This is a genomic window from Curtobacterium flaccumfaciens pv. betae, assembly GCF_026241855.1.
In the GTDB taxonomy this organism is placed as follows: domain Bacteria; phylum Actinomycetota; class Actinomycetes; order Actinomycetales; family Microbacteriaceae; genus Curtobacterium; species Curtobacterium flaccumfaciens.
The window spans coordinates 3,466,772-3,484,202 of the sequence record NZ_JAPJDC010000001.1; the positions used below are offsets into that span (position 1 = coordinate 3,466,772).

27 protein-coding genes are annotated in these 17,431 nt (G+C 68.5%); 1 reads left to right on the plus strand and 26 read right to left on the minus strand.

Translation table 11 applies throughout. The annotated features are described in order from the left end of the window. Positions 1 to 42: 42 nt before the first annotated feature. The 9 genes from ORG17_RS16265 to infA all read right to left on the minus strand — a co-directional run bounded on the left by ORG17_RS16265 (position 43) and on the right by infA (position 6,244). Positions 43 to 786, minus strand: a complete 744-nt coding sequence (locus ORG17_RS16265) for an MBL fold metallo-hydrolase (protein WP_214526127.1) — start codon at positions 784 to 786, stop codon at positions 43 to 45. After that, a complete protein-coding gene (truA, locus tag ORG17_RS16270) occupies positions 783 to 1,691 on the minus strand; it encodes a tRNA pseudouridine(38-40) synthase TruA (protein WP_081827412.1) in 909 nt (302 codons plus the stop codon). The genes ORG17_RS16265 and truA overlap by 4 nt, the downstream gene beginning before the upstream one ends. 76 nt (positions 1,692 to 1,767) lie before the next feature. Further along, positions 1,768 to 2,886 carry an aromatic acid exporter family protein gene (locus tag ORG17_RS16275; protein ID WP_214526126.1) on the minus strand — a complete coding sequence of 373 codons (1,119 nt, stop codon included), beginning with the start codon at positions 2,884 to 2,886 and terminating at the stop codon, positions 1,768 to 1,770. A 140-nt stretch (positions 2,887 to 3,026) separates the two neighbouring features. Continuing rightward, complete coding sequence (gene rplQ / locus ORG17_RS16280) at positions 3,027 to 3,605, minus strand: 50S ribosomal protein L17 (protein ID WP_071245471.1); 579 nt, start codon at positions 3,603 to 3,605, stop codon at positions 3,027 to 3,029. Positions 3,606 to 3,668: 63 nt separating this feature from the next. After that, positions 3,669 to 4,664 carry a DNA-directed RNA polymerase subunit alpha gene (locus tag ORG17_RS16285; protein ID WP_017885506.1) on the minus strand — a complete coding sequence of 332 codons (996 nt, stop codon included), beginning with the start codon at positions 4,662 to 4,664 and terminating at the stop codon, positions 3,669 to 3,671. Between the two features lie 205 nt (positions 4,665 to 4,869). Then, positions 4,870 to 5,268 (minus strand): 30S ribosomal protein S11, encoded by a 399-nt coding sequence (gene rpsK, locus ORG17_RS16290; RefSeq protein WP_017885507.1) that lies wholly within the window; start codon positions 5,266 to 5,268, stop codon positions 4,870 to 4,872. A 9-nt stretch (positions 5,269 to 5,277) separates the two neighbouring features. Continuing rightward, complete coding sequence (gene rpsM / locus ORG17_RS16295) at positions 5,278 to 5,652, minus strand: 30S ribosomal protein S13 (RefSeq protein WP_017885508.1); 375 nt, start codon at positions 5,650 to 5,652, stop codon at positions 5,278 to 5,280. A gap of 183 nt (positions 5,653 to 5,835) precedes the next feature. Next, positions 5,836 to 5,952 carry a 50S ribosomal protein L36 gene (gene rpmJ, locus ORG17_RS16300; protein WP_022903266.1) on the minus strand — a complete coding sequence of 39 codons (117 nt, stop codon included), beginning with the start codon at positions 5,950 to 5,952 and terminating at the stop codon, positions 5,836 to 5,838. Positions 5,953 to 6,022: 70 nt separating this feature from the next. After that, complete coding sequence (infA, locus tag ORG17_RS16305) at positions 6,023 to 6,244, minus strand: translation initiation factor IF-1 (protein ID WP_017885509.1); 222 nt, start codon at positions 6,242 to 6,244, stop codon at positions 6,023 to 6,025. Between the two features lie 294 nt (positions 6,245 to 6,538). Here infA and ORG17_RS16310 point away from each other — a divergent pair, with 294 nt between their 5' ends. Continuing rightward, entirely contained in the window at positions 6,539 to 7,816 is a 1,278-nt protein-coding gene (locus tag ORG17_RS16310) for an LCP family protein (RefSeq protein ID WP_214526125.1), read from the plus strand. 160 nt (positions 7,817 to 7,976) lie between these two features. Here ORG17_RS16310 and map read toward each other — a convergent pair whose 3' ends face one another. From map to rplV, 17 genes are all read right to left on the minus strand, one after another. Further along, positions 7,977 to 8,756 carry a type I methionyl aminopeptidase gene (gene map / locus ORG17_RS16315; RefSeq protein ID WP_250892070.1) on the minus strand — a complete coding sequence of 260 codons (780 nt, stop codon included), beginning with the start codon at positions 8,754 to 8,756 and terminating at the stop codon, positions 7,977 to 7,979. Between the two features lie 59 nt (positions 8,757 to 8,815). Then, positions 8,816 to 9,406 (minus strand): adenylate kinase, encoded by a 591-nt coding sequence (locus ORG17_RS16320; protein ID WP_214526124.1) that lies wholly within the window; start codon positions 9,404 to 9,406, stop codon positions 8,816 to 8,818. Further along, positions 9,403 to 10,725 carry a preprotein translocase subunit SecY gene (gene secY, locus ORG17_RS16325; RefSeq protein WP_027466722.1) on the minus strand — a complete coding sequence of 441 codons (1,323 nt, stop codon included), beginning with the start codon at positions 10,723 to 10,725 and terminating at the stop codon, positions 9,403 to 9,405. The genes ORG17_RS16320 and secY overlap by 4 nt, the downstream gene beginning before the upstream one ends. Positions 10,726 to 10,872: 147 nt before the next feature. Beyond that, the gene (rplO, locus tag ORG17_RS16330; protein WP_027466723.1) at positions 10,873 to 11,337 is read right to left on the minus strand and encodes a 50S ribosomal protein L15; all 465 of its coding nucleotides are present in this window, start codon (positions 11,335 to 11,337) and stop codon (positions 10,873 to 10,875) included. Continuing rightward, entirely contained in the window at positions 11,334 to 11,519 is a 186-nt protein-coding gene (gene rpmD, locus ORG17_RS16335; RefSeq protein WP_017885515.1) for a 50S ribosomal protein L30, read from the minus strand. The genes rplO and rpmD overlap by 4 nt, the downstream gene beginning before the upstream one ends. Continuing rightward, complete coding sequence (rpsE, locus tag ORG17_RS16340; RefSeq protein WP_111056574.1) at positions 11,519 to 12,367, minus strand: 30S ribosomal protein S5; 849 nt, start codon at positions 12,365 to 12,367, stop codon at positions 11,519 to 11,521. The genes rpmD and rpsE overlap by 1 nt, the downstream gene beginning before the upstream one ends. Beyond that, positions 12,364 to 12,738: a 50S ribosomal protein L18 gene (gene rplR, locus ORG17_RS16345; RefSeq protein WP_027466725.1), complete on the minus strand. Its 375-nt coding sequence runs from the start codon at positions 12,736 to 12,738 to the stop codon at positions 12,364 to 12,366. The genes rpsE and rplR overlap by 4 nt, the downstream gene beginning before the upstream one ends. Before the next feature lie 2 nt (positions 12,739 to 12,740). Next, positions 12,741 to 13,277, minus strand: a complete 537-nt coding sequence (gene rplF, locus ORG17_RS16350; RefSeq protein ID WP_017885518.1) for a 50S ribosomal protein L6 — start codon at positions 13,275 to 13,277, stop codon at positions 12,741 to 12,743. 6 nt (positions 13,278 to 13,283) lie between these two features. After that, the gene (gene rpsH, locus ORG17_RS16355; protein ID WP_017885519.1) at positions 13,284 to 13,682 is read right to left on the minus strand and encodes a 30S ribosomal protein S8; all 399 of its coding nucleotides are present in this window, start codon (positions 13,680 to 13,682) and stop codon (positions 13,284 to 13,286) included. 153 nt (positions 13,683 to 13,835) lie between these two features. Continuing rightward, positions 13,836 to 14,426, minus strand: a complete 591-nt coding sequence (gene rplE, locus ORG17_RS16360) for a 50S ribosomal protein L5 (RefSeq protein WP_042537502.1) — start codon at positions 14,424 to 14,426, stop codon at positions 13,836 to 13,838. Next, positions 14,426 to 14,785 carry a 50S ribosomal protein L24 gene (rplX, locus tag ORG17_RS16365; protein ID WP_017885522.1) on the minus strand — a complete coding sequence of 120 codons (360 nt, stop codon included), beginning with the start codon at positions 14,783 to 14,785 and terminating at the stop codon, positions 14,426 to 14,428. Before rplX ends, rplE begins: the two co-directional genes overlap by 1 nt. A 3-nt stretch (positions 14,786 to 14,788) precedes the next feature. Continuing rightward, the gene (rplN, locus tag ORG17_RS16370; RefSeq protein ID WP_017885523.1) at positions 14,789 to 15,157 is read right to left on the minus strand and encodes a 50S ribosomal protein L14; all 369 of its coding nucleotides are present in this window, start codon (positions 15,155 to 15,157) and stop codon (positions 14,789 to 14,791) included. Between the two features lie 31 nt (positions 15,158 to 15,188). After that, a complete protein-coding gene (gene rpsQ / locus ORG17_RS16375) occupies positions 15,189 to 15,473 on the minus strand; it encodes a 30S ribosomal protein S17 (RefSeq protein WP_017885524.1) in 285 nt (94 codons plus the stop codon). Continuing rightward, the gene (rpmC, locus tag ORG17_RS16380) at positions 15,473 to 15,793 is read right to left on the minus strand and encodes a 50S ribosomal protein L29 (protein WP_017885525.1); all 321 of its coding nucleotides are present in this window, start codon (positions 15,791 to 15,793) and stop codon (positions 15,473 to 15,475) included. The genes rpsQ and rpmC overlap by 1 nt, the downstream gene beginning before the upstream one ends. Then, complete coding sequence (gene rplP, locus ORG17_RS16385; RefSeq protein ID WP_017885526.1) at positions 15,793 to 16,212, minus strand: 50S ribosomal protein L16; 420 nt, start codon at positions 16,210 to 16,212, stop codon at positions 15,793 to 15,795. The genes rpmC and rplP overlap by 1 nt, the downstream gene beginning before the upstream one ends. Before the next feature lie 2 nt (positions 16,213 to 16,214). After that, positions 16,215 to 17,027 (minus strand): 30S ribosomal protein S3, encoded by an 813-nt coding sequence (gene rpsC, locus ORG17_RS16390; protein ID WP_017885527.1) that lies wholly within the window; start codon positions 17,025 to 17,027, stop codon positions 16,215 to 16,217. Further along, positions 17,027 to 17,419 carry a 50S ribosomal protein L22 gene (rplV, locus tag ORG17_RS16395; protein ID WP_035809257.1) on the minus strand — a complete coding sequence of 131 codons (393 nt, stop codon included), beginning with the start codon at positions 17,417 to 17,419 and terminating at the stop codon, positions 17,027 to 17,029. Before rplV ends, rpsC begins: the two co-directional genes overlap by 1 nt. Between the last annotated feature and the right edge of the window lie 12 nt (positions 17,420 to 17,431).

Genomic DNA, 17,431 nt, shown 5'->3' on the forward strand with positions numbered 1-17,431 from the left:
GGTAAATGATTGCGTTCGGCAACATCAGCCGATCGCGCGGCATCAGCCGATCGGCATCCAGGTCCCGCCCACACGTCGGACGGCCGGTCCGTGTCCCGGCAGCACGAGGGCCGGGAACGGCAGCGCCCGTGCCGACTCGAGCGCGCGGTCCTGGTCGGCGGTGAAGAACGGTGTGATCATCCGCGGGCGCGGGGCCCACGACCCCGGCTGGGTGTCGTGTCGGCTGACGACCGCGTCGCCCGTGACGATCGCATCCGCCGCGGGCAGCAGGTACGCGGTCGAGCCGTCGGTGTGGCCGACGGCCGGGAACGGCGAGATCGCCCGACCTGCGAAGTCTGCACCGGTGAACGCGCGAGCGGACGGCACGGTGGTGGGTCGCAGGGCGTCGGATCGGATGGCCCGCGCCAGCCAGGCGAGCACGCGGGGGCTGGCGAGCCGGCCGCCGATCTCCGCCGGCGTGACCTGCTGCCGTTCCGGTCCGCGCACGTTGGCGAGCTCGTCGGCGTGGGCGAGCACCTCGACGTCGGGGTGCCGCTCGAGGATCCCGGGGATGCCGCCGACGTGGTCGACGTGCCCGTGCGTCACGTAGACGCGACGGAGGTCGTCGGGGTCGTGTCCGGCGGCGCGCACGGTGTCGAGCACGAGGTCAGTGTCGGCCGGGTACCCGGCGTCGATCAGCGCGACGCCGTCCTCCTCCGCCAGCACCACCCAGTTGGACACCGGGCCCTCGACGAAGACGACTCCGGGGGCGACGGACACGACGGAACGGGGTTCGCGCGGGCTCATCCCTCGACGGTACCGTCCACCGACCGTCGGGCCCGGGTCTGCTCCGCCCGCTCCGCGAGCTCCGCGTCCGCCGGGTACCCCACCTCGGTCAGCGTCAGTCCCTTCGCCGGCGCCGTCTTGAAGGCGCTCGTGCGCTCCTCGGCGACGCGCAGTTCCTCGAGGCGGTCCGGGCCGAAACGGCCCTCGCCCACGGCGATGGTCGCGCCGACCATCGCCCGCACCATCGAGTGGCAGAAGGCGTCAGCCTGGAGGCGCGCCACCAGCACACCGTCCGGCTCGCGGTCCCAGCGGAACTGCTGCAACGTCCGGATGGTCGTCGCCCCCTCGCGCGGCTTGCAGAACGTCGCGAAGTCGTGCAGCCCGAGCAACGTCAGCGCACCGCGCTCCATCGCTGCCGGGTCGAGCCGCGCCGCGTGCCAGACCGTGTGCCCACGACGACGTGGATCGCGCGGGGCGTCGGCGTCCGCGATCCGGTATTCGTACCGGCGCCAGAGCGGGGAGAACCGCGCGTCGAACCCGGCGGGTGCCACCGAGGCACCGGTGACGACGACGTCCCCCTCGGGTGCCGCGATGCCGTTGACCCGCTTGAGCAGCCCGTCGAGCGGTGAGCGGCCCGTCCCGCGCTTGGCGGTGAGCGCTGCCCACTGCTCCGCCGACAGGTCCAGGTGTGCGACCTGCCCCGTGGCGTGCACCCCGGCGTCGGTGCGTCCGGCGACGGTGAGCAGCGGCGGTTCGCCCCAGCGGGTGAAGACGGTGGCGAGTGCGGTCTCGAGCGCGCCCTGCACGGTCCGGAGCCCCGGCTGCCGGGCCCACCCGGAGAACGCCGCCCCGTCGTAGGCGATGTCCAACCGCAGCCGCACGTCGCCCGTGCTGTCGGGGTCCTGGAAGCCGACCGTCTCGTCCACGTGACCACCGTAGCGGGGGTGATCCGTGCCTCCCGGCCCGCGCTGGATCTGCCGGACGGCGACCGCCCGCGCCCGCTCAGCCCCGCGGACGACCGAACGCCGACGGACCCGTCCGGGTGTCGAGGTCGTCGGTGGCGCGTCGCTCGGACTCGACGATCCCGCGCAGGGCGACGAGCGCGGCCGAGGTGACCGCGACGTGGGAGGGGTTCTCACGCGAGGCGTCGAGCGCTGCCTCGAGTCGTGCGATGGCCTCTTCCGCCTGGTCCTCCGGGGAGTCACCGCGGATCGTGCTGGCGATCTTCCGCAGGGCCTCGGCGATGGGGGTGGCGAACGCCGGGTCCGGACGCCCGACGCCCTCGGACACCGGGCCGGAGCGTGCCACGAGCTCGGTGAGGTCGGTCGTGTACCAGGCGACCCGCTCCAGTGCCCGGAAGCGTCCGCCGTCCTCCTGGAGCCGCGCTCGCGACCCGCGCAGTGCACCACGGGGGTTGAGCCGGCGGCTCTCGTGCGCGATCGCCACCCGCGACCGCACGTCCGCGATCGCGCGGTCCAGGCGGTCCTGCTGGTGGTCCCACGCCTTCTCGTCGCGCTTGCCCTCCTCGAGCACGGCTGCCAGCCCGTCGAGGTGGTCCGCCAGCACGCCGTTCACCGCGTCGATGCGGTGTTCGGCGTCCCAGAAGTGCAGCGGCGGGAACACCAGGAAGTTGACCAGCAGCCCGACGACGACGCCCACGGCCATCTGCACGAGGTACCCGAGCGAGTAACCCTCAGCGTTGGCGCCGCCGACGAGCAGCACGAAGAGCGCCGCGGTGGACACCCACGAGCTGCCCTCCCCGAGCACGCGGAACCCGCCGACCAGCACCCCGACGCCGACCGCGAGCGCGATCGCGAGGAAGCCGGGGTCGCCGACCCACATCGTGAACGCGGCGATGAGGATGCCGAGGGCGATCCCGACCAGGGTCTGCACACCGCTCCGGATGCCGGCGAACACCGTGGTCTGCATCGCGACGACGGCGCCGAGTGGTGCGTAGTACGGGTACTCGGCCGCGACGCCCGGGATGTGCCGCGCCACGAACCACGCGATCACGGCGGCGGCGGCGGCCTTGCCGGCGTGCAGCAGGCGCGGCTGCGTGCCCGAGGTCCGGCTCCACCGCCAGACCCTCGTCCCCAGACCCGCAACGTGCTGGAACGCCATGACTTCCTTCCCTCGCACCCGGCCGGGGACGTTACGCCGAGCCGTCCGTGCCCGTGACCAGCCTCGGACACGAGGAAGCCCCCGCGACCTGGGTCGCGGGGGCTTCCTCGTGGTGGTGCAGCGCCCCGGAGGGCACCGGACTACTTGGTGTCGGCGTCGTCCGACTTCTCGGCGGCGTCGGCCTCGACCTCGGCAGCAGCCTCGGTCTCGGACTCGGTCTCGACCGGTGCGGACTCCTCGGTGGTCTCGGTCTCCTCGACCGGGGCCTCCTCGGTGGTCTCGTCAGCGGCGGGCTCGTCGACCGGGGCGGCAGCAGCGGCCGGAGCCGAGTTGCGCTTGACCGGAGCGGGCGTGCTCGAGACGGGCTCGAGGACGAGCTCGATCGACGCCAGCGGGGCGTTGTCGCCCTTGCGGAAGCCGAGCTTCGTGATGCGGGTGTAACCGCCCTGGCGGTCCTCGACCTGGGGGGCGATCTCGGTGAACAGCGTGTGCACGACGGACTTGTCGCGCAGGATGCTGATCACACGACGACGCGCGTGCAGGTCGCCGCGCTTCGCGAACGTGATGAGACGCTCGGCGACCGGACGGAGGCGCTTGGCCTTCGTCTCCGTGGTCGTGATGCGACCGTGCGTGAAGAGGGCGTTGGCGAGGTTGCTCAGGAGCAGGCGCTCGTGGGCGGGACCGCCACCGAGGCGGGGGCCCTTGGTGGGCTTCGGCATGTCAGTTCTCCAGTGGTGAAAGTGGTGCGCGCGGTGTCAGCGCGCTTGCGCGTGAGCGCGAGGTCAGTTGTTGGACTCGTCCTCGTCGTACCCGCTGTAGAAGTGGGCGCCGTCGAATCCGGGGACGGTGTCCTTAAGGGACAGGCCGAGCTCGGTGAGCTTGTCCTTGACCTCGTCCACCGACTTCTGACCGAAGTTGCGGATGTTCATGAGCTGCGTCTCCGACAGGGCGACGAGCTCGGACACCGTGTTGATGCCCTCCCGCTTCAGGCAGTTGTAGCTGCGGACCGACAGGTCGAGGTCCTCGATCGGGGTCTGCAGTTCGTTCGAGAGCACGGCGTCGACCGGCGCGGGGCCGATCTCGATGCCCTCGGCCGCCGTGTTGAGCTCGCGAGCGAGCCCGAACAGCTCGACCAGCGTGCGACCGGCCGACGCGATGGCGTCGCGCGGCGTGATGGCCGGCTTCGCCTCGACGTCGACGACCAGGCGGTCGAAGTCCGTGCGCTCACCGGCACGCGTCGCCTCGACGCGGTAGGTGACCTTGAGGACCGGCGAGTAGATCGAGTCGATCGGGATCTGACCGGCTTCGCTGAACTCGGAACGGTTCTGCGTCGCCGAGACGTAGCCACGGCCGCGCTCGATCGTGAGCTCGAGCTCGAAGCGCGCGGTGTCGTTCAGGGTCGCGATGACGAGTTCCGGGTTGTGGATCTCGACGCCGGCCGGAGCGGAGATGTCCGCTGCGGTGACCTGACCGGCACCCTGCTTGCGCAGGTACGCCGTGATGGGCTCGTCGTGCTCGCTGGAGACGACCAGGCTCTTGATGTTGAGGATGATCTCGGTGACGTCTTCCTTGACACCGGGAACGGTGCTGAACTCGTGGAGGACGCCGTCGATGCGGATGCTGGTGACAGCCGCGCCGGGGATCGAGGAGAGGAGCGTGCGGCGCAGCGAGTTGCCGAGGGTGTAACCGAAGCCCGGCTCGAGCGGCTCGATGACGAAGCGCGAGCGGTGCTCGGAGATCGGCTCCTCGGTCAGGGTGGGGCGCTGTGCAATGAGCACTGTGGGATTCCTTTCGGCGAAGTGTCCGCTATATGACACTTGGCGGTACGACGGGGCCGCATGGGCCCCGACGGGTCTGTTGAGTTGTGATCACGCGCACACACGTGCGCGATCGAACGACCAGGAATGGCCGCGGGCCCTGCCCGCCCTCGCCGGAACGGATCCGGTCAGGGGACGAGCAGGGCGCGGCCGGTTGCTCCTCGCGTCAGACGCGACGGCGCTTGGGCGGGCGGCACCCGTTGTGCGCCTGCGGCGTGACGTCGTTGATCGAGCCGACCTCGAGGCCAGCGGCCTGGAGGGAGCGGATCGCGGTCTCGCGACCCGAACCCGGGCCCTTCACGAAGACGTCGACCTTCTTGACGCCGTGCTCCTGCGCCTGACGCGCAGCGGACTCGGCAGCGAGCTGCGCCGCGAACGGCGTCGACTTGCGCGAACCCTTGAAGCCCACGGCACCCGAGGACGCCCAGCTGAGGACGGCACCCGACGGGTCGGTGATGCTGACGATCGTGTTGTTGAACGTGCTCTTGATGTGGGCCTGGCCCACAGCGACGTTCTTCTTCTCCTTGCGGCGCGGCTTGCGCGCGGCAGTCTTGGGGGTAGCCATCGGGGTCTCCTATCGAGCCTTCTTCTTGCCTGCCACGGTGCGCTTCGGGCCCTTGCGGGTACGAGCGTTGGTCTTGGTGCGCTGACCGCGCACCGGGAGACCACGACGGTGGCGGAGACCCTCGTAGCTGCCGATCTCGACCTTGCGGCGGATGTCGGCGGCGACCTCACGGCGGAGGTCACCCTCGACCTTGAAGTTGCCCTCGATGAAGTCACGGAGGGCGACGAGCTGGTCGTCGGTCAGGTCCTTGACGCGGATGTCACCGGAGATACCGGTCTCCGTCAGTGCCTGGACGGCGCGGGTACGGCCGACGCCGTAGATGTACGTGAGTGCGATCTCCACGCGCTTCTCGCGCGGGATGTCGACGCCTGCTAGACGTGCCATGTGATGGCTGCTCCTGTTGTCGATGGAGGTGTGGCGCAGTACCGGTGCTCGGGCCTCCGCCCCGAGGTGTCCCCCGGCCGTCGTGCGACCGGGTTCTGGTACTGCGTTGTCGATCTTCAGTTGTGGGTCGTGCTCGAGCAGCCTAGTGTCCGAGGGACACCGGTGCCGGTCACGCGCCCGGGACTAGCCCTGGCGCTGCTTGTGACGCGGGTTGCTCTTGCAGATCACCATGACGCGGCCCTTGCGGCGAATCACACGGCAGTGTTCGCAGATGGGCTTGACGCTGGGGTTGACCTTCATGGTTCTTTCCTCGTGCTCGCTGGCTTCGTGCTCGGCAGGATTGCCGTGCCGTTCCTTTCCAGCTCGCGGATCACTTGTAGCGGTAGACGATCCGGCCGCGGGTCAGGTCGTACGGGCTCAGCTCCACGATCACGCGGTCCTCGGGGAGGATGCGGATGTAGTGCTGGCGCATCTTCCCGGAGATGTGCGCGAGGACCTTGTGTCCGTTCGTCAGCTCAACGCGGAACATCGCGTTGGGCAGAGCTTCGAGCACCGAGCCTTCGATCTCGATGACGCCGTCTTTCTTGGCCATAGCCTCACTGTCGCTTGGTTGTGGAACAGGTGTGATCCCCGAACCGGTCTGCGGGTCGGTCGCCACACCCGAGAGGGCATGACACACCAAAGATCGATCTTATGTGGTAAACCCGCAATTGCCAAGTGGGGATGCGGAACACCCCACGTCTGGGGCTTCCGGAACCGTGGCTGAGCGTTCCACAGTGGTTTGACGGCGCGCTCAGGGCGCGCACCAGCGCGCGAACCGTAGTTTGGCTCCGCAGCCACGTCCGCCGCACCAGCAGTTCGCGCCGGACCACCGAACGGAGAACACGTGCCCGACGCCACCCGACGCCCCTTCGCCAGCCACGGCAAGCAGGCCCGTCGTCGGGGTTGGGGCACGCTCGTCACCGTCGTCGCGGCCACCGTCCCCGTCCTGCTCGTTAGCGGCACCAGCGTCGCCGCGATCGCCGGGGCGCAGCTCGCCACCGCCCCGCAGACCGTCGCACTGAGCACCGACGACCAGAACACCGCCAAGACCGCGGACATCTCGGCGATCAAGGGCGGGGCGAACATCCTGCTCATCGGCAGCGACACCCGGGTCGGCCAGTTCGACTCCGACGAGGACGTCGAGGGCGCCCGCAACGACGTCACGATGCTCATCCACATCTCGGCGGACCACCAGCAGCTCACCGCGGTCAGCTTCCCCCGTGACCTGATGGTCCCGATCCCGGCCTGCACCAACCCCGCGACCGGCACGACCTACCCCGCGTCCACCTCGGCGATGTTCAACACCGCGCTCGGCAACGGCGGTGTCTCCTGCGTCGTGGACACGGTCGAGAACCTGACCGGCCTGAGCATCCCCTACGCCGGGCTCATCACCTTCGACGGCGTGATCGAGATGTCGAACGCCCTCGGCGGCGTGGACGTGTGCGTCGCCGAGCCGATCGACGACACGTTCACCGGCCTGCACCTCACGACGGGCTCGCACTCCCTCGAGGGCTCGGACGCCCTCGCCTTCCTGCGCACCCGCCACGGGGTCGGCGACGGCAGCGACCTCGCCCGCATCAGCTCGCAGCAGGTGTTCCTGTCGGCGCTCCTCCGCAAGGTCACCTCGGACGGCACGCTCTCGAACCCGATCACGCTCTACAAGCTGGCCGGTGCCGCCCTGTCCAACATGACGCTGTCCGACGGCCTGGCCCAGACCGGCACCCTGGTCAAGCTCGCCGCGGCGCTGCGGGGGATGAGCACGGCCAACATGCTCTTCGTGCAGTACCCGGTGGCCGACGACCCCGACGACAGCGCCCGGGTGATCGTCGACCAGGAGACGGCCCACACCCTGAACGTGGCGCTGCAGAACGACGTCCGGTCCTCGCTGAGCGACTCGAGCACCGGTCGCGCGTCCGAGGAGTCGCCGTCGGGCGGCGGGACCTCGACCGGCACCGGGTCGTCCGGCACCACGGGTTCGTCCGGGACCCCGTCGACCGCCGGCACGCCGTCAGCGACGCCGAGCGCGACCGCCACCCGGACGCCGACCGCGTCGGCGACGCCGCTGCCCTCGTCGATCACCGGGCAGAGCGCCTCCGAGGAGACCTGCTCCGTCGGCAACTGACGCGACGCCAGGGCGTCCGTCCGGCACTGGTCGGGCGGGTCCGCGCGAGGTGGGCGATACGTCGGACGTCAGCCGGGCCTCCCGGCCGTCGCGTCGCGCAGATGCGCGCGTCGCGCAGGTGCGCCGGTCGTCGGCACCGGATCCGGACTGGAGGCCCGTCCTACGGGATCGGGACGGGCGTCACACCCAGCGGGGCCAGGCCGCGAGCGCCGCCGTCGGCGGCCGTGAGCACCCAGATCCCAGCCGCGTGCACCGCGACGCTGTGCTCCCAGTGCGCGGCGTCCGAACCGTCGAGCGTGCGGACGGTCCAGTCGTCGTCGTCCGTCGAGCTGTCGATCGTGCCGGCCGTGACCATCGGTTCGATGGCGACCACCAGCCCCGGCTTGACGGCAGGGCCGGCACCACGGACGCGGTAGTTGAAGACCGGCGGGTCCTCGTGCATCGACCGGCCGATGCCGTGACCGGTGTAGTCCTCGACGATGCCCCACGCGCCGGTCTCGTCGATCGCGTCTTCCACCGCGGAGCCCACCTCGTGCAGGTTCTTCGCGTGGGCGAGCGCGGCGATGCCGTGCCAGAGCGACCGCTCGGTCGTCTCGCAGAGCGTCTGCCGCGCTGCGGTGACCGTGGCGTCGCCACCGGGCACGACCGTCGTGAACGCGCTGTCGCCGTTCCAGCCGTCGACCTCGGCGCCGGCGTCCACCGACACGATGTCGCCGGGCGCGAGCACGCGCTCACCGGGGATCCCGTGCACGATCTCGTCGTTCACGGACACGCACAGCGTGTGGCGGTAGCCGGGCACGAGCTGGAAGTTCGGGATCCCGCCGCCGTCACGGATGGTGCGCTCGGCGATCGCGTCGAGTTCGCCGGTCGTGATGCCCGGGCGGATCGCTGCACGGACGGCGTCGAGCGCCTCGGCGGTCAGCAGGCCCGGCCGGACCATCGCCCGGAGCTCGTCCGGGGTCTTGTAGATCGAGGGCTTCTTGAACCGCACCACGCTGGTCAGACGGTCGCGGAGAGCCCGCGGCCCGCCAGTGCCGTCTGGATGCGGTCGCCGACCTCGTCGATCGCGCCGAGGCCGTCGACGTCGACAACCAGGCCACGCTCGCCGTACGCCGCCACGATGGGCGCCGTCTGCTCGGCGTAGACCTGCTGACGACGACGGATCGTCTCCTCGTTGTCGTCGCTGCGACCCTGGTCCTCGGCACGCTTGAGCAGGCGGCCGACGAGCTCGTCCTGGTCGGCGACGAGCTGCACGACGGCGTCGATCGCGGTGCCCTGCTCGGCGAGCAGCGCATCGAGGTACTCGACCTGACCGACCGTGCGCGGGTACCCGTCCAGCAGGAACCCGTGCTCGGCGTCGGGCTCCTGCAGGCGGGACTTCACGAGCTCGTTCGTCAGGGAGTCCGGCACGTACTCGCCGGCGTCCATGATCGCCTTCGCCTGCACACCGAGCGGGGTGCCCTCTGCCACGTTCTTGCGGAAGATGTCCCCGGTCGAGATCGCGGGGATCCCGAGGGAGTCAGCGATGCGGCCGGCCTGGGTGCCCTTCCCTGCTCCGGGAGGTCCGACGATGATGAGACGTGCGCTCAACGGAGAAGCCCTTCGTAGTGACGCTGCTGCAGCTGCGAGTCGATCTGCTTCACGGTCTCGAGACCGACACCCACGATGATGAGGATGCTCGCGCCACCGAACGGGAAGTTCTGGTTCGCGCCGAACAGCGCCAGTGCTGCCAGCGGGATGAGCGCGATGAGACCGAGGTAGAGCGAGCCGGGCAGCGTCACCCGGGTGAGGACGTAGTCGAGGTACTCGGCGGTCGGACGACCGGCACGGATGCCGGGGATGAACCCGCCGTACTTCTTCATGTTGTCGGCGACCTCTTCGGGGTTGAAGGTGATCGCCACGTAGAAGTACGTGAACCCGACGATGAGCAGGAAGTACAGGACCATGTAGAACCAGTTGTCACCCGAGGTCAGGTTGTTCTGGATCCAGGTCACCCACGCGGCCGGCTCGGAGCCGTCCGAGGGCTGGTTGAACTGCGCGATCAGGGCCGGCAGGTACAGCAGCGACGAGGCGAAGATGACGGGCACGACGCCGGCCATGTTGACCTTGATCGGGATGTAGGTGTTGTTGCCGCCGTACGTCCGCCGCCCCACCATGCGCTTGGCGTACTGCACGGGGATCCGCCGCTGTGACTGCTCGACGAACACGACGGCCATCATGATCACGAGTCCGACCAGGATCACGAACAGGAAGAGCTCGAACGACTGCGACTGCTCGATCGCCCAGAGCGCCGACGGGAACTGCGCCGCGATCGACGTGAAGATCAGGAGCGACATGCCGTTGCCGATGCCGCGCTCGGTGACGAGCTCGCCCATCCACATGATGAGGCCGGTGCCGGCGGTCAGCGTGACGACCATCAGCATGATGGCGTACCAGCTGTCGTTCGAGATGATCGAGGTGCAGGACGCGGAGGCGTTGGTGCCGAACAGGGCGCCGGAGCGGGCGACCGTGATCAGCGTCGTGGACTGCAGGACACCGAGTGCGATCGTGAGGTAGCGCGTGTACTGCGTCAGCTTCGCCTGGCCCGACTGGCCCTCCTTGTAGAGGGTGTCGAAGTGCGGGATGACCACACGCAGGAGCTGCACGATGATCGACGACGTGATGTACGGCATGATGCCGAGCGCGAAGACCGAGAGCTTCAGCAGCGCGCCGCCGGAGAAGAGGTTGATGAGGTCGTAGAGACCGCCGGAGGACGACGCGCTGGCGAGACAGCTCTGCACGGCGGCGTAGTCGACGAACGGTGCCGGGATGTACGACCCGAGACGGAACAGCGCGATGATCGCGAGGGTGAAGCCGATCTTCTTGCGAAGATCAGGGGTGCGCATGATGCGCGCGACCGCTCTGAACACGATGACTCCGAACTTGTGGGACCGGGGCCGTCGATCGCGGCCGGACCGGTTTCGGTCGGCAGGGCCGACCTGGCCGACGGATGCCGGCCACTGTCAAGGAAACCGTAACGGCGGCCCGTGCGCAAACGCACGGGCCGCCGACGGGGGTTACTGGGAGACGGTGCCGCCAGCAGCCACGATCTTCTCGGCGGCGGACGCCGAGACCTTGTCGACCGTGACCGTGATCTTCACGGTGATGTCACCCTGACCGAGAACCTTGACCTTCTCGTTCTTGCGGACGGCGCCCTTGGCGACCAGGCCCGCAACGGTGACGTCGCCACCATCGGGGTAGAGCTCCGAGATCTTGTCCAGGTTCACGACCTGGTACTCGACCCGGAACGGGTTCTTGAACCCGCGGAGCTTCGGGGTGCGCATGTGCAGCGGCATCTGCCCACCCTCGAAGCCGACCCGGACCTGGTAACGGGCCTTCGTGCCCTTGGTACCACGCCCAGCGGTCTTGCCCTTCGAGCCCTCACCGCGACCCACGCGGGTGCGGTCCTTCTTGGCGCCCTCTGCGGGACGGAGGTGGTGCAGCTTCAGCACCTGCACGCGCTCGTTCTTCTCGTCGCTCATGCGTCGACCTCCTCGACCTTCACGAGGTGCGCCACCGTCGCGATGTACCCGCGGTTCTGGGAGTTGTCCTCACGCTCGACCGAACGGCCGATGCGCTTGAGGCCCAGGCTGCGCAGGGTGTCGCGCTGGTACTGCTTCTCGCTGATAACGGACTTGATCTGCGTGATCTTCAGCATCGCCATCACGCACCTGCCTTCTCGGTCGCGGCACGCAGGGCTGCGGCCTCGGCCTGGAGCAGACGGGCCGGGACGACCCGCTCGACGTCGAGGCCACGACGGCTCGCGACGGCGCGGGGCTCCTCGAGCTGCTTCAGAGCCTCGACGGTCGCGTGCACGATGTTGATGGTGTTCGACGAGCCGAGCGACTTGCTCAGGACGTCGTGGATGCCGGCGCACTCGAGCACGGCGCGGACCGGACCACCGGCGATGACACCGGTACCGGGGCCGGCCGGACGCAGGAGGACGACGCCAGCGGCGGCTTCACCCTGCACCGGGTGCGGGATCGTGTTGCCGACGCGGGGGACGCGGAAGAAGTTCTTCTTCGCCTCTTCGACACCCTTGGAGATCGCCGTGGGGACCTCCTTGGCCTTGCCGTAGCCGACGCCCACGAGGCCGTTGCCGTCACCGACGACGACGAGCGCCGTGAAGCTGAAGCGACGACCACCCTTGACGACCTTCGAGACGCGGTTGATGGTCACCACGCGCTCGAGGAACTGGCTGTCGCCACCGCGGTTGTTGCGGTCGCGGCCCTGCTGACGGTCACGACCGCCACCACGACGGCCACGGTTGTCAGCGGAGTCGCGGTTGTTGGACGCGGAGCCCGCGGCGGTCTCGACCGGACGCTCGGCAACGGCAGGTGCCTCCGCCTCCTTGCCGGTCTTGGCGCCCTCGGTGGTCGCCTCGGCGGTTGCCTCGGTGGCCGTGGCCTCCGTGCTCGCCTCGGTGGTCTCCGTGGTCTCGACTGCCTCGGTCTCCGTGGCCTCGACGGCCTCGGTCTTGGCGTCTTCGTTGGTGTTCGCGTTGTCGCTCACAGGTTCAGCCCTCCTTCACGGGCACCATCGGCGATCGCGGCGACGCGACCGGCGTACTTGCTGCCACCGCGGTCGAAGACCACGGCCTCGACGCCAGCCGACTTCGCGCGCTCGGCGAGGAGCTCACCGACGCGACGGGCCTTGGCGGTCTTGTCGCCGTCGAACGAGCGGAGGTCTGCCTCCATCGTCGAGGCGCTGGCGAGGGTGTGACCCTTCGAGTCGTCGATGACCTGCACGAACACGTGACGCGACGAGCGGGTGACGGCGAGACGGGGACGAGCCTCGGTGCCGGTGATCTTCTTGCGGAGACGGTTGTGACGACGCGCCTTGGCGGCCGCCTTGCTCTTGCCTCGTGTCTTGAGGAGTCCCATGATCACTTACCTGACTTTCCGGCCTTGCGGCGCACGTTCTCGCCGGCGTAACGGACACCCTTGCCCTTGTAGGGCTCGGGCTTCCGGAGCTTCCGGATGTTCGCGGCGACCTCGCCGACAGCCTGCTTGTCGATACCGGCGACGGTGACCTTGTTGTTGCCCTCCACCGCGAAGCTGATGCCCGCCGGCGGCTCGACCGTGATCGAGTGGGAGTACCCGAGCGCGAACTCGAGGTTCGAGCCCTTGGCCGCGACACGGTAACCGGTGCCGACGACCTCGAGGCCCTTGGTGTAGCCCTGGGTCACGCCGATGATGTTGTTGGCGATGAGGGTCCGGGTCAGTCCGTGGAGCGAACGCGACTCGCGCTCGTCGTCCGGACGGGTGACGAGGACCTGGTTCTCCTCGACCTTGGCCTGGATGGGCTCCGCGATGACGAGCGCGAGCTCGCCCTTCGGGCCCTTGACCGCCACGTTCTGACCGTCAACGGAGACGGTGACGCCGGCGGGGATGTCGATGGGGAGACGTCCGATTCGTGACATTGTCGATCACCACACGTAGGCGAGGACTTCCCCACCCACGCCCTTCTGCTCGGCTTCGCGGTCGGTCAGGAGGCCGGAGGAGGTCGAGAGGATCGCCACGCCGAGGCCACCGAGGACCTGGGGGATCTCCGTCGACTTCGCGTAGACCCGGAGGCCCGGCTTCGAGACGCGCTTGATGCCGGCGATCGAACGCTCGCGCTCGGGGCCGTACTTCAGGTCGATGGTGAGGGTCTGCCCGACTCGGGCGTCCTCCACCTTCCACTCGCTGATGTAGCCCTCACGCTTGAGGATGTCGGCGATGTTCTTCTTGAGCTTGGAGCTCGGGAGCGCGACTGCGTCGTGGTGCGCGGAGTTCGCGTTCCGCAATCTGGTCAGCATGTCTGCGACCGGATCGGTCATCGTCATGATGTTCGTCCATTTCTCACCTGGTTTCGACACCCGTTCCACGAATGCCGACCTGAGCGATCGAGTGATCCCGGGGCGGTTCCCCGAGATCGGTGTGTTCGTGCGTGCGGGCCGGAGGACGTGAATCCTCCGGCCCGCACCGCCCGAAGTAGTTTAGACCGTCTGCTCGTTGGAGCGGAACGGGAAGCCGAGCTGGCGGAGCAGCGCGCGTCCCTCGTCGTCCGTCTTCGCGGTGGTCACGACAGTGATGTCGAAGCCGCGGACACGGTCGATGCGGTCCTGGTCGATCTCGTGGAACACGGACTGCTCCGTGAGACCGAACGTGTAGTTGCCGTTGCCGTCGAACTGCTTGTCGCTGAGACCGCGGAAGTCGCGGATGCGAGGCAGTGCGAGCGTCACCAGGCGGTCGAGGAACTCCCACGCGCGGTCACCGCGGAGGGTGACGTGCGCGCCGATGGCCTGACCCTCGCGCAGCTTGAACTGTGCGATGGACTTGCGGGCGATGTTGACCTGGGGCTTCTGACCCGTGATCGCCGTGAGGTCCTTGATGGCCCCCTCGATGATCTTGGAGTCACGAGCGGCCTCGCCGACACCGGTGTTCACGACGACCTTGACCAGGCCGGGGACCTGGTTGACGTTCGCGTAACCGAACTGCTCGGTGAGGGCCGTCTTGATCTCGGCCAGGTACTTCTGCTTGAGGCGCGGCTGGATCTTGCCAGCGGGCGCAGCAGTCGTGTCAGTCATCAGAGCTTCTCACCAGACTTCTTCGCGTAGCGGACACGGACGGTCTTCTTGACGCCGTCCTTCTCCACCTCTTCGGTGCGGAAACCGACACGCGTCGGCTTCTTCGTCTTCGGGTCGACGAGTGCGACGTTCGAGACGTGGATCGAGGCTTCGTGCTGCTCGATGCCACCGGTCTTCGAACCACGCTGCGTCTGACCGACGCGGACGTGCTTCGTGACGAAGTTCACGCCCTCGACGACGACGCGGTTCTTGTCCTTGAGGACCTCGATGACCTTGCCCTGCTTGCCACGGTCGCCGCCACGCTCCTGCGTCGCGCCCGTGATGACCTGGACGAGGTCACCCTTCTTGATGTTCGCCATGGCTTACAGCACCTCCGGCGCGAGCGAGATGATCTTCATGAACTTCTTGTCACGGAGCTCGCGACCGACCGGACCGAAGATGCGCGTACCGCGCGGGTCGCCGTCGGCCTTGAGGATCACTGCCGCGTTCTCGTCGAACTTGATGTAGGAGCCGTCCTGACGACGGGTCTCCTTCTTGGTGCGAACGATGACCGCCTTGACGACGTCACCCTTCTTCACGTTGCCGCCGGGGATGGCGTCCTTCACCGTGGCGACGATGACGTCACCGAGGCCGGCGTAGCGACGACCCGAGCCACCGAGCACGCGGATGGTCAAGATCTCCTTGGCACCCGTGTTGTCGGCGACCTTCAGGCGGGATTCCTGCTGAATCACTGCTGTCTCCTATTCCGAAGCAGGCCGAGGCCTACTTGGCCTTCTCGAGGATCTCGACCAGGCGCCAGCGCTTGGACGCGCTGAGGGGACGGGTCTCGCTGATCACGACGAGGTCGCCGACACCAGCGGTGCCGAGCTCGTCGTGGGCCTTCACCTTGGACGTGCGACGGATGATCTTGCCGTAGAGCGCGTGCTTCACGCGGTCCTCGACCTCGACCACGATGGTCTTGTCCATCTTGTCGCTCGTCACGTAGCCGCGACGCGTCTTGCGGTAGCCGCGAGTGAGGGCGGCGGAGTTCTTCTCTTCGTTCGCCATTACTTCTCCTCGGCGGTCTCGGCCTCGGTCGACTCGGCCGGCTTGTCAGCCTTCTTCGTCGTCTTCTTGGCCTTGGGGGCGGTCTCGACGGGCGCGGGAGTGGCACGGATGCCGAGCTCGCGCTCGCGGAGGACGGTGTAGATGCGGGCGATGTCGCGCTTGACGGCACGGAGACGACCGTGGCTCTCCAGCTGGCCGGTGGCCGACTGGAAGCGGAGGTTGAAGAGTTCCTCCTTGGCCTTCTTCAGCTCGTCAGCGAGACGCTCGTTCTCGAACGTGTCGAGCTCCGTCGGACGGAGCTCCTTGGAACCGATCGCCATTATGCGTCGCCCTCCTCGCGCTTGATGATGCGTGCCTTGAGGGGCAGCTTGTGGATTGCACGAGTCAACGCCTCACGGGCGATCTCCTCGCTGACGCCGGAGAGCTCGAAGAGCACCCGGCCCGGCTTCACGTTCGCGACCCACCACTCGGGCGAACCCTTACCGGAACCCATGCGGGTCTCGGCGGGCTTCTTGGTCAGCGGACGGTCCGGGTAGATGTTGATCCAGACCTTGCCACCACGCTTGATGTGACGCGTCATGGCGATACGAGCGGACTCGATCTGACGGTTGGTCACGTACGCCGGGGTGAGGGCCTGGATGCCGTAGTCGCCGAAGCTGACCTTGGTACCACCGGTGGCCTGACCCGAACGCTTCGGGTGGTGCTGCTTGCGGTGCTTGACTCGACGGGGAATAAGCATGGTTACGCCTCAACTCCTGCGCCGGCCGGCGCGTCCTGCGGGGCCTGCTGCGGGCGACGGTCACCGCGGTCGCCGCCACGACGGTCGCCGCCACGGTCGCCGCGCTCACCGCGCGGGCCGCCACGACGCTCGGGGCGCGACGAACGCTGGTTCGCCTGCTCGCGAGCGAGCTCCTTGTTCGTGATGTCGCCCTTGTAGATCCAGACCTTCACGCCGATGCGGCCGAACGTGGTCCGGGCCTCGTAGAAGCCGTAGTCGATGTTCGCGCGGAGGGTGTGCAGCGGCACACGGCCTTCGCGGTAGAACTCCGAACGGGACATCTCGGCGCCGCCGAGACGGCCCGACACCTGGATGCGGACACCCTTGGCGCCGGCGCGCTGTGCACCCTGCAGGCCCTTGCGCATGGCGCGACGGAACGCGACACGAGCGGAGAGCTGCTCGGCGATGCCCTGCGCGACGAGCTGGGCCTCGGTCTCGGGGTTCTTGACCTCGAGGATGTTCAGCTGGATCTGCTTCTTGGTGAGCTTCTCGAGCTCACCGCGAACGCGCTCCGCCTCGGCGCCGCGGCGGCCGATGACGATGCCCGGACGAGCCGTGTGGATGTCCACGCGGACACGGTCACGGGTGCGCTCGAGCTCGATGCGTGCAACACCGGCGCGGTCGAGGGTCTTCTTCAGGTACTCGCGCACCTTGATGTCCTCGGCCACGTAGTCGGCGTAGCGCTGACCGGCCTTCTTGCTGTCGGTGAACCAGTGCGAGACGTGGTCCGTCGTGATCCCGAGACGGAAGCCGTACGGGTTGACCTTCTGGCCCATTACTTGCTCGCCTTCTTGCTCGTCGCGGCAACCTCGGCCTCGTCGGGCGTCGCGAGGACGACCGTGATGTGGCTGGTGCGCTTGTTGATGCGGAAGGCGCGGCCCTGGGCGCGCGGCTGGAACCGCTTCAGGGTCGTGCCCTCGTCGACGAAGACGCGGCTCACGTAGAGGTCGCGCTCGTCGAGGAAGCTGTTCGTCGAGTCCGCCTTGACCCGTGCGTTCGCGATCGCCGAGGCGACCAGCTTGTACACGGGCTCCGAAGCGCCCTGGGGGGCGAACTTCAGGATGGCGAGGGCCTCGTGGGCCTGCTTGCCGCGGATCAGCTCGATGACGCGACGGGCCTTCTGAGGCGTGACGCGGATGTGTCGCACGCGTGCGATCGACTCCACCATTTCGTTCCTCCT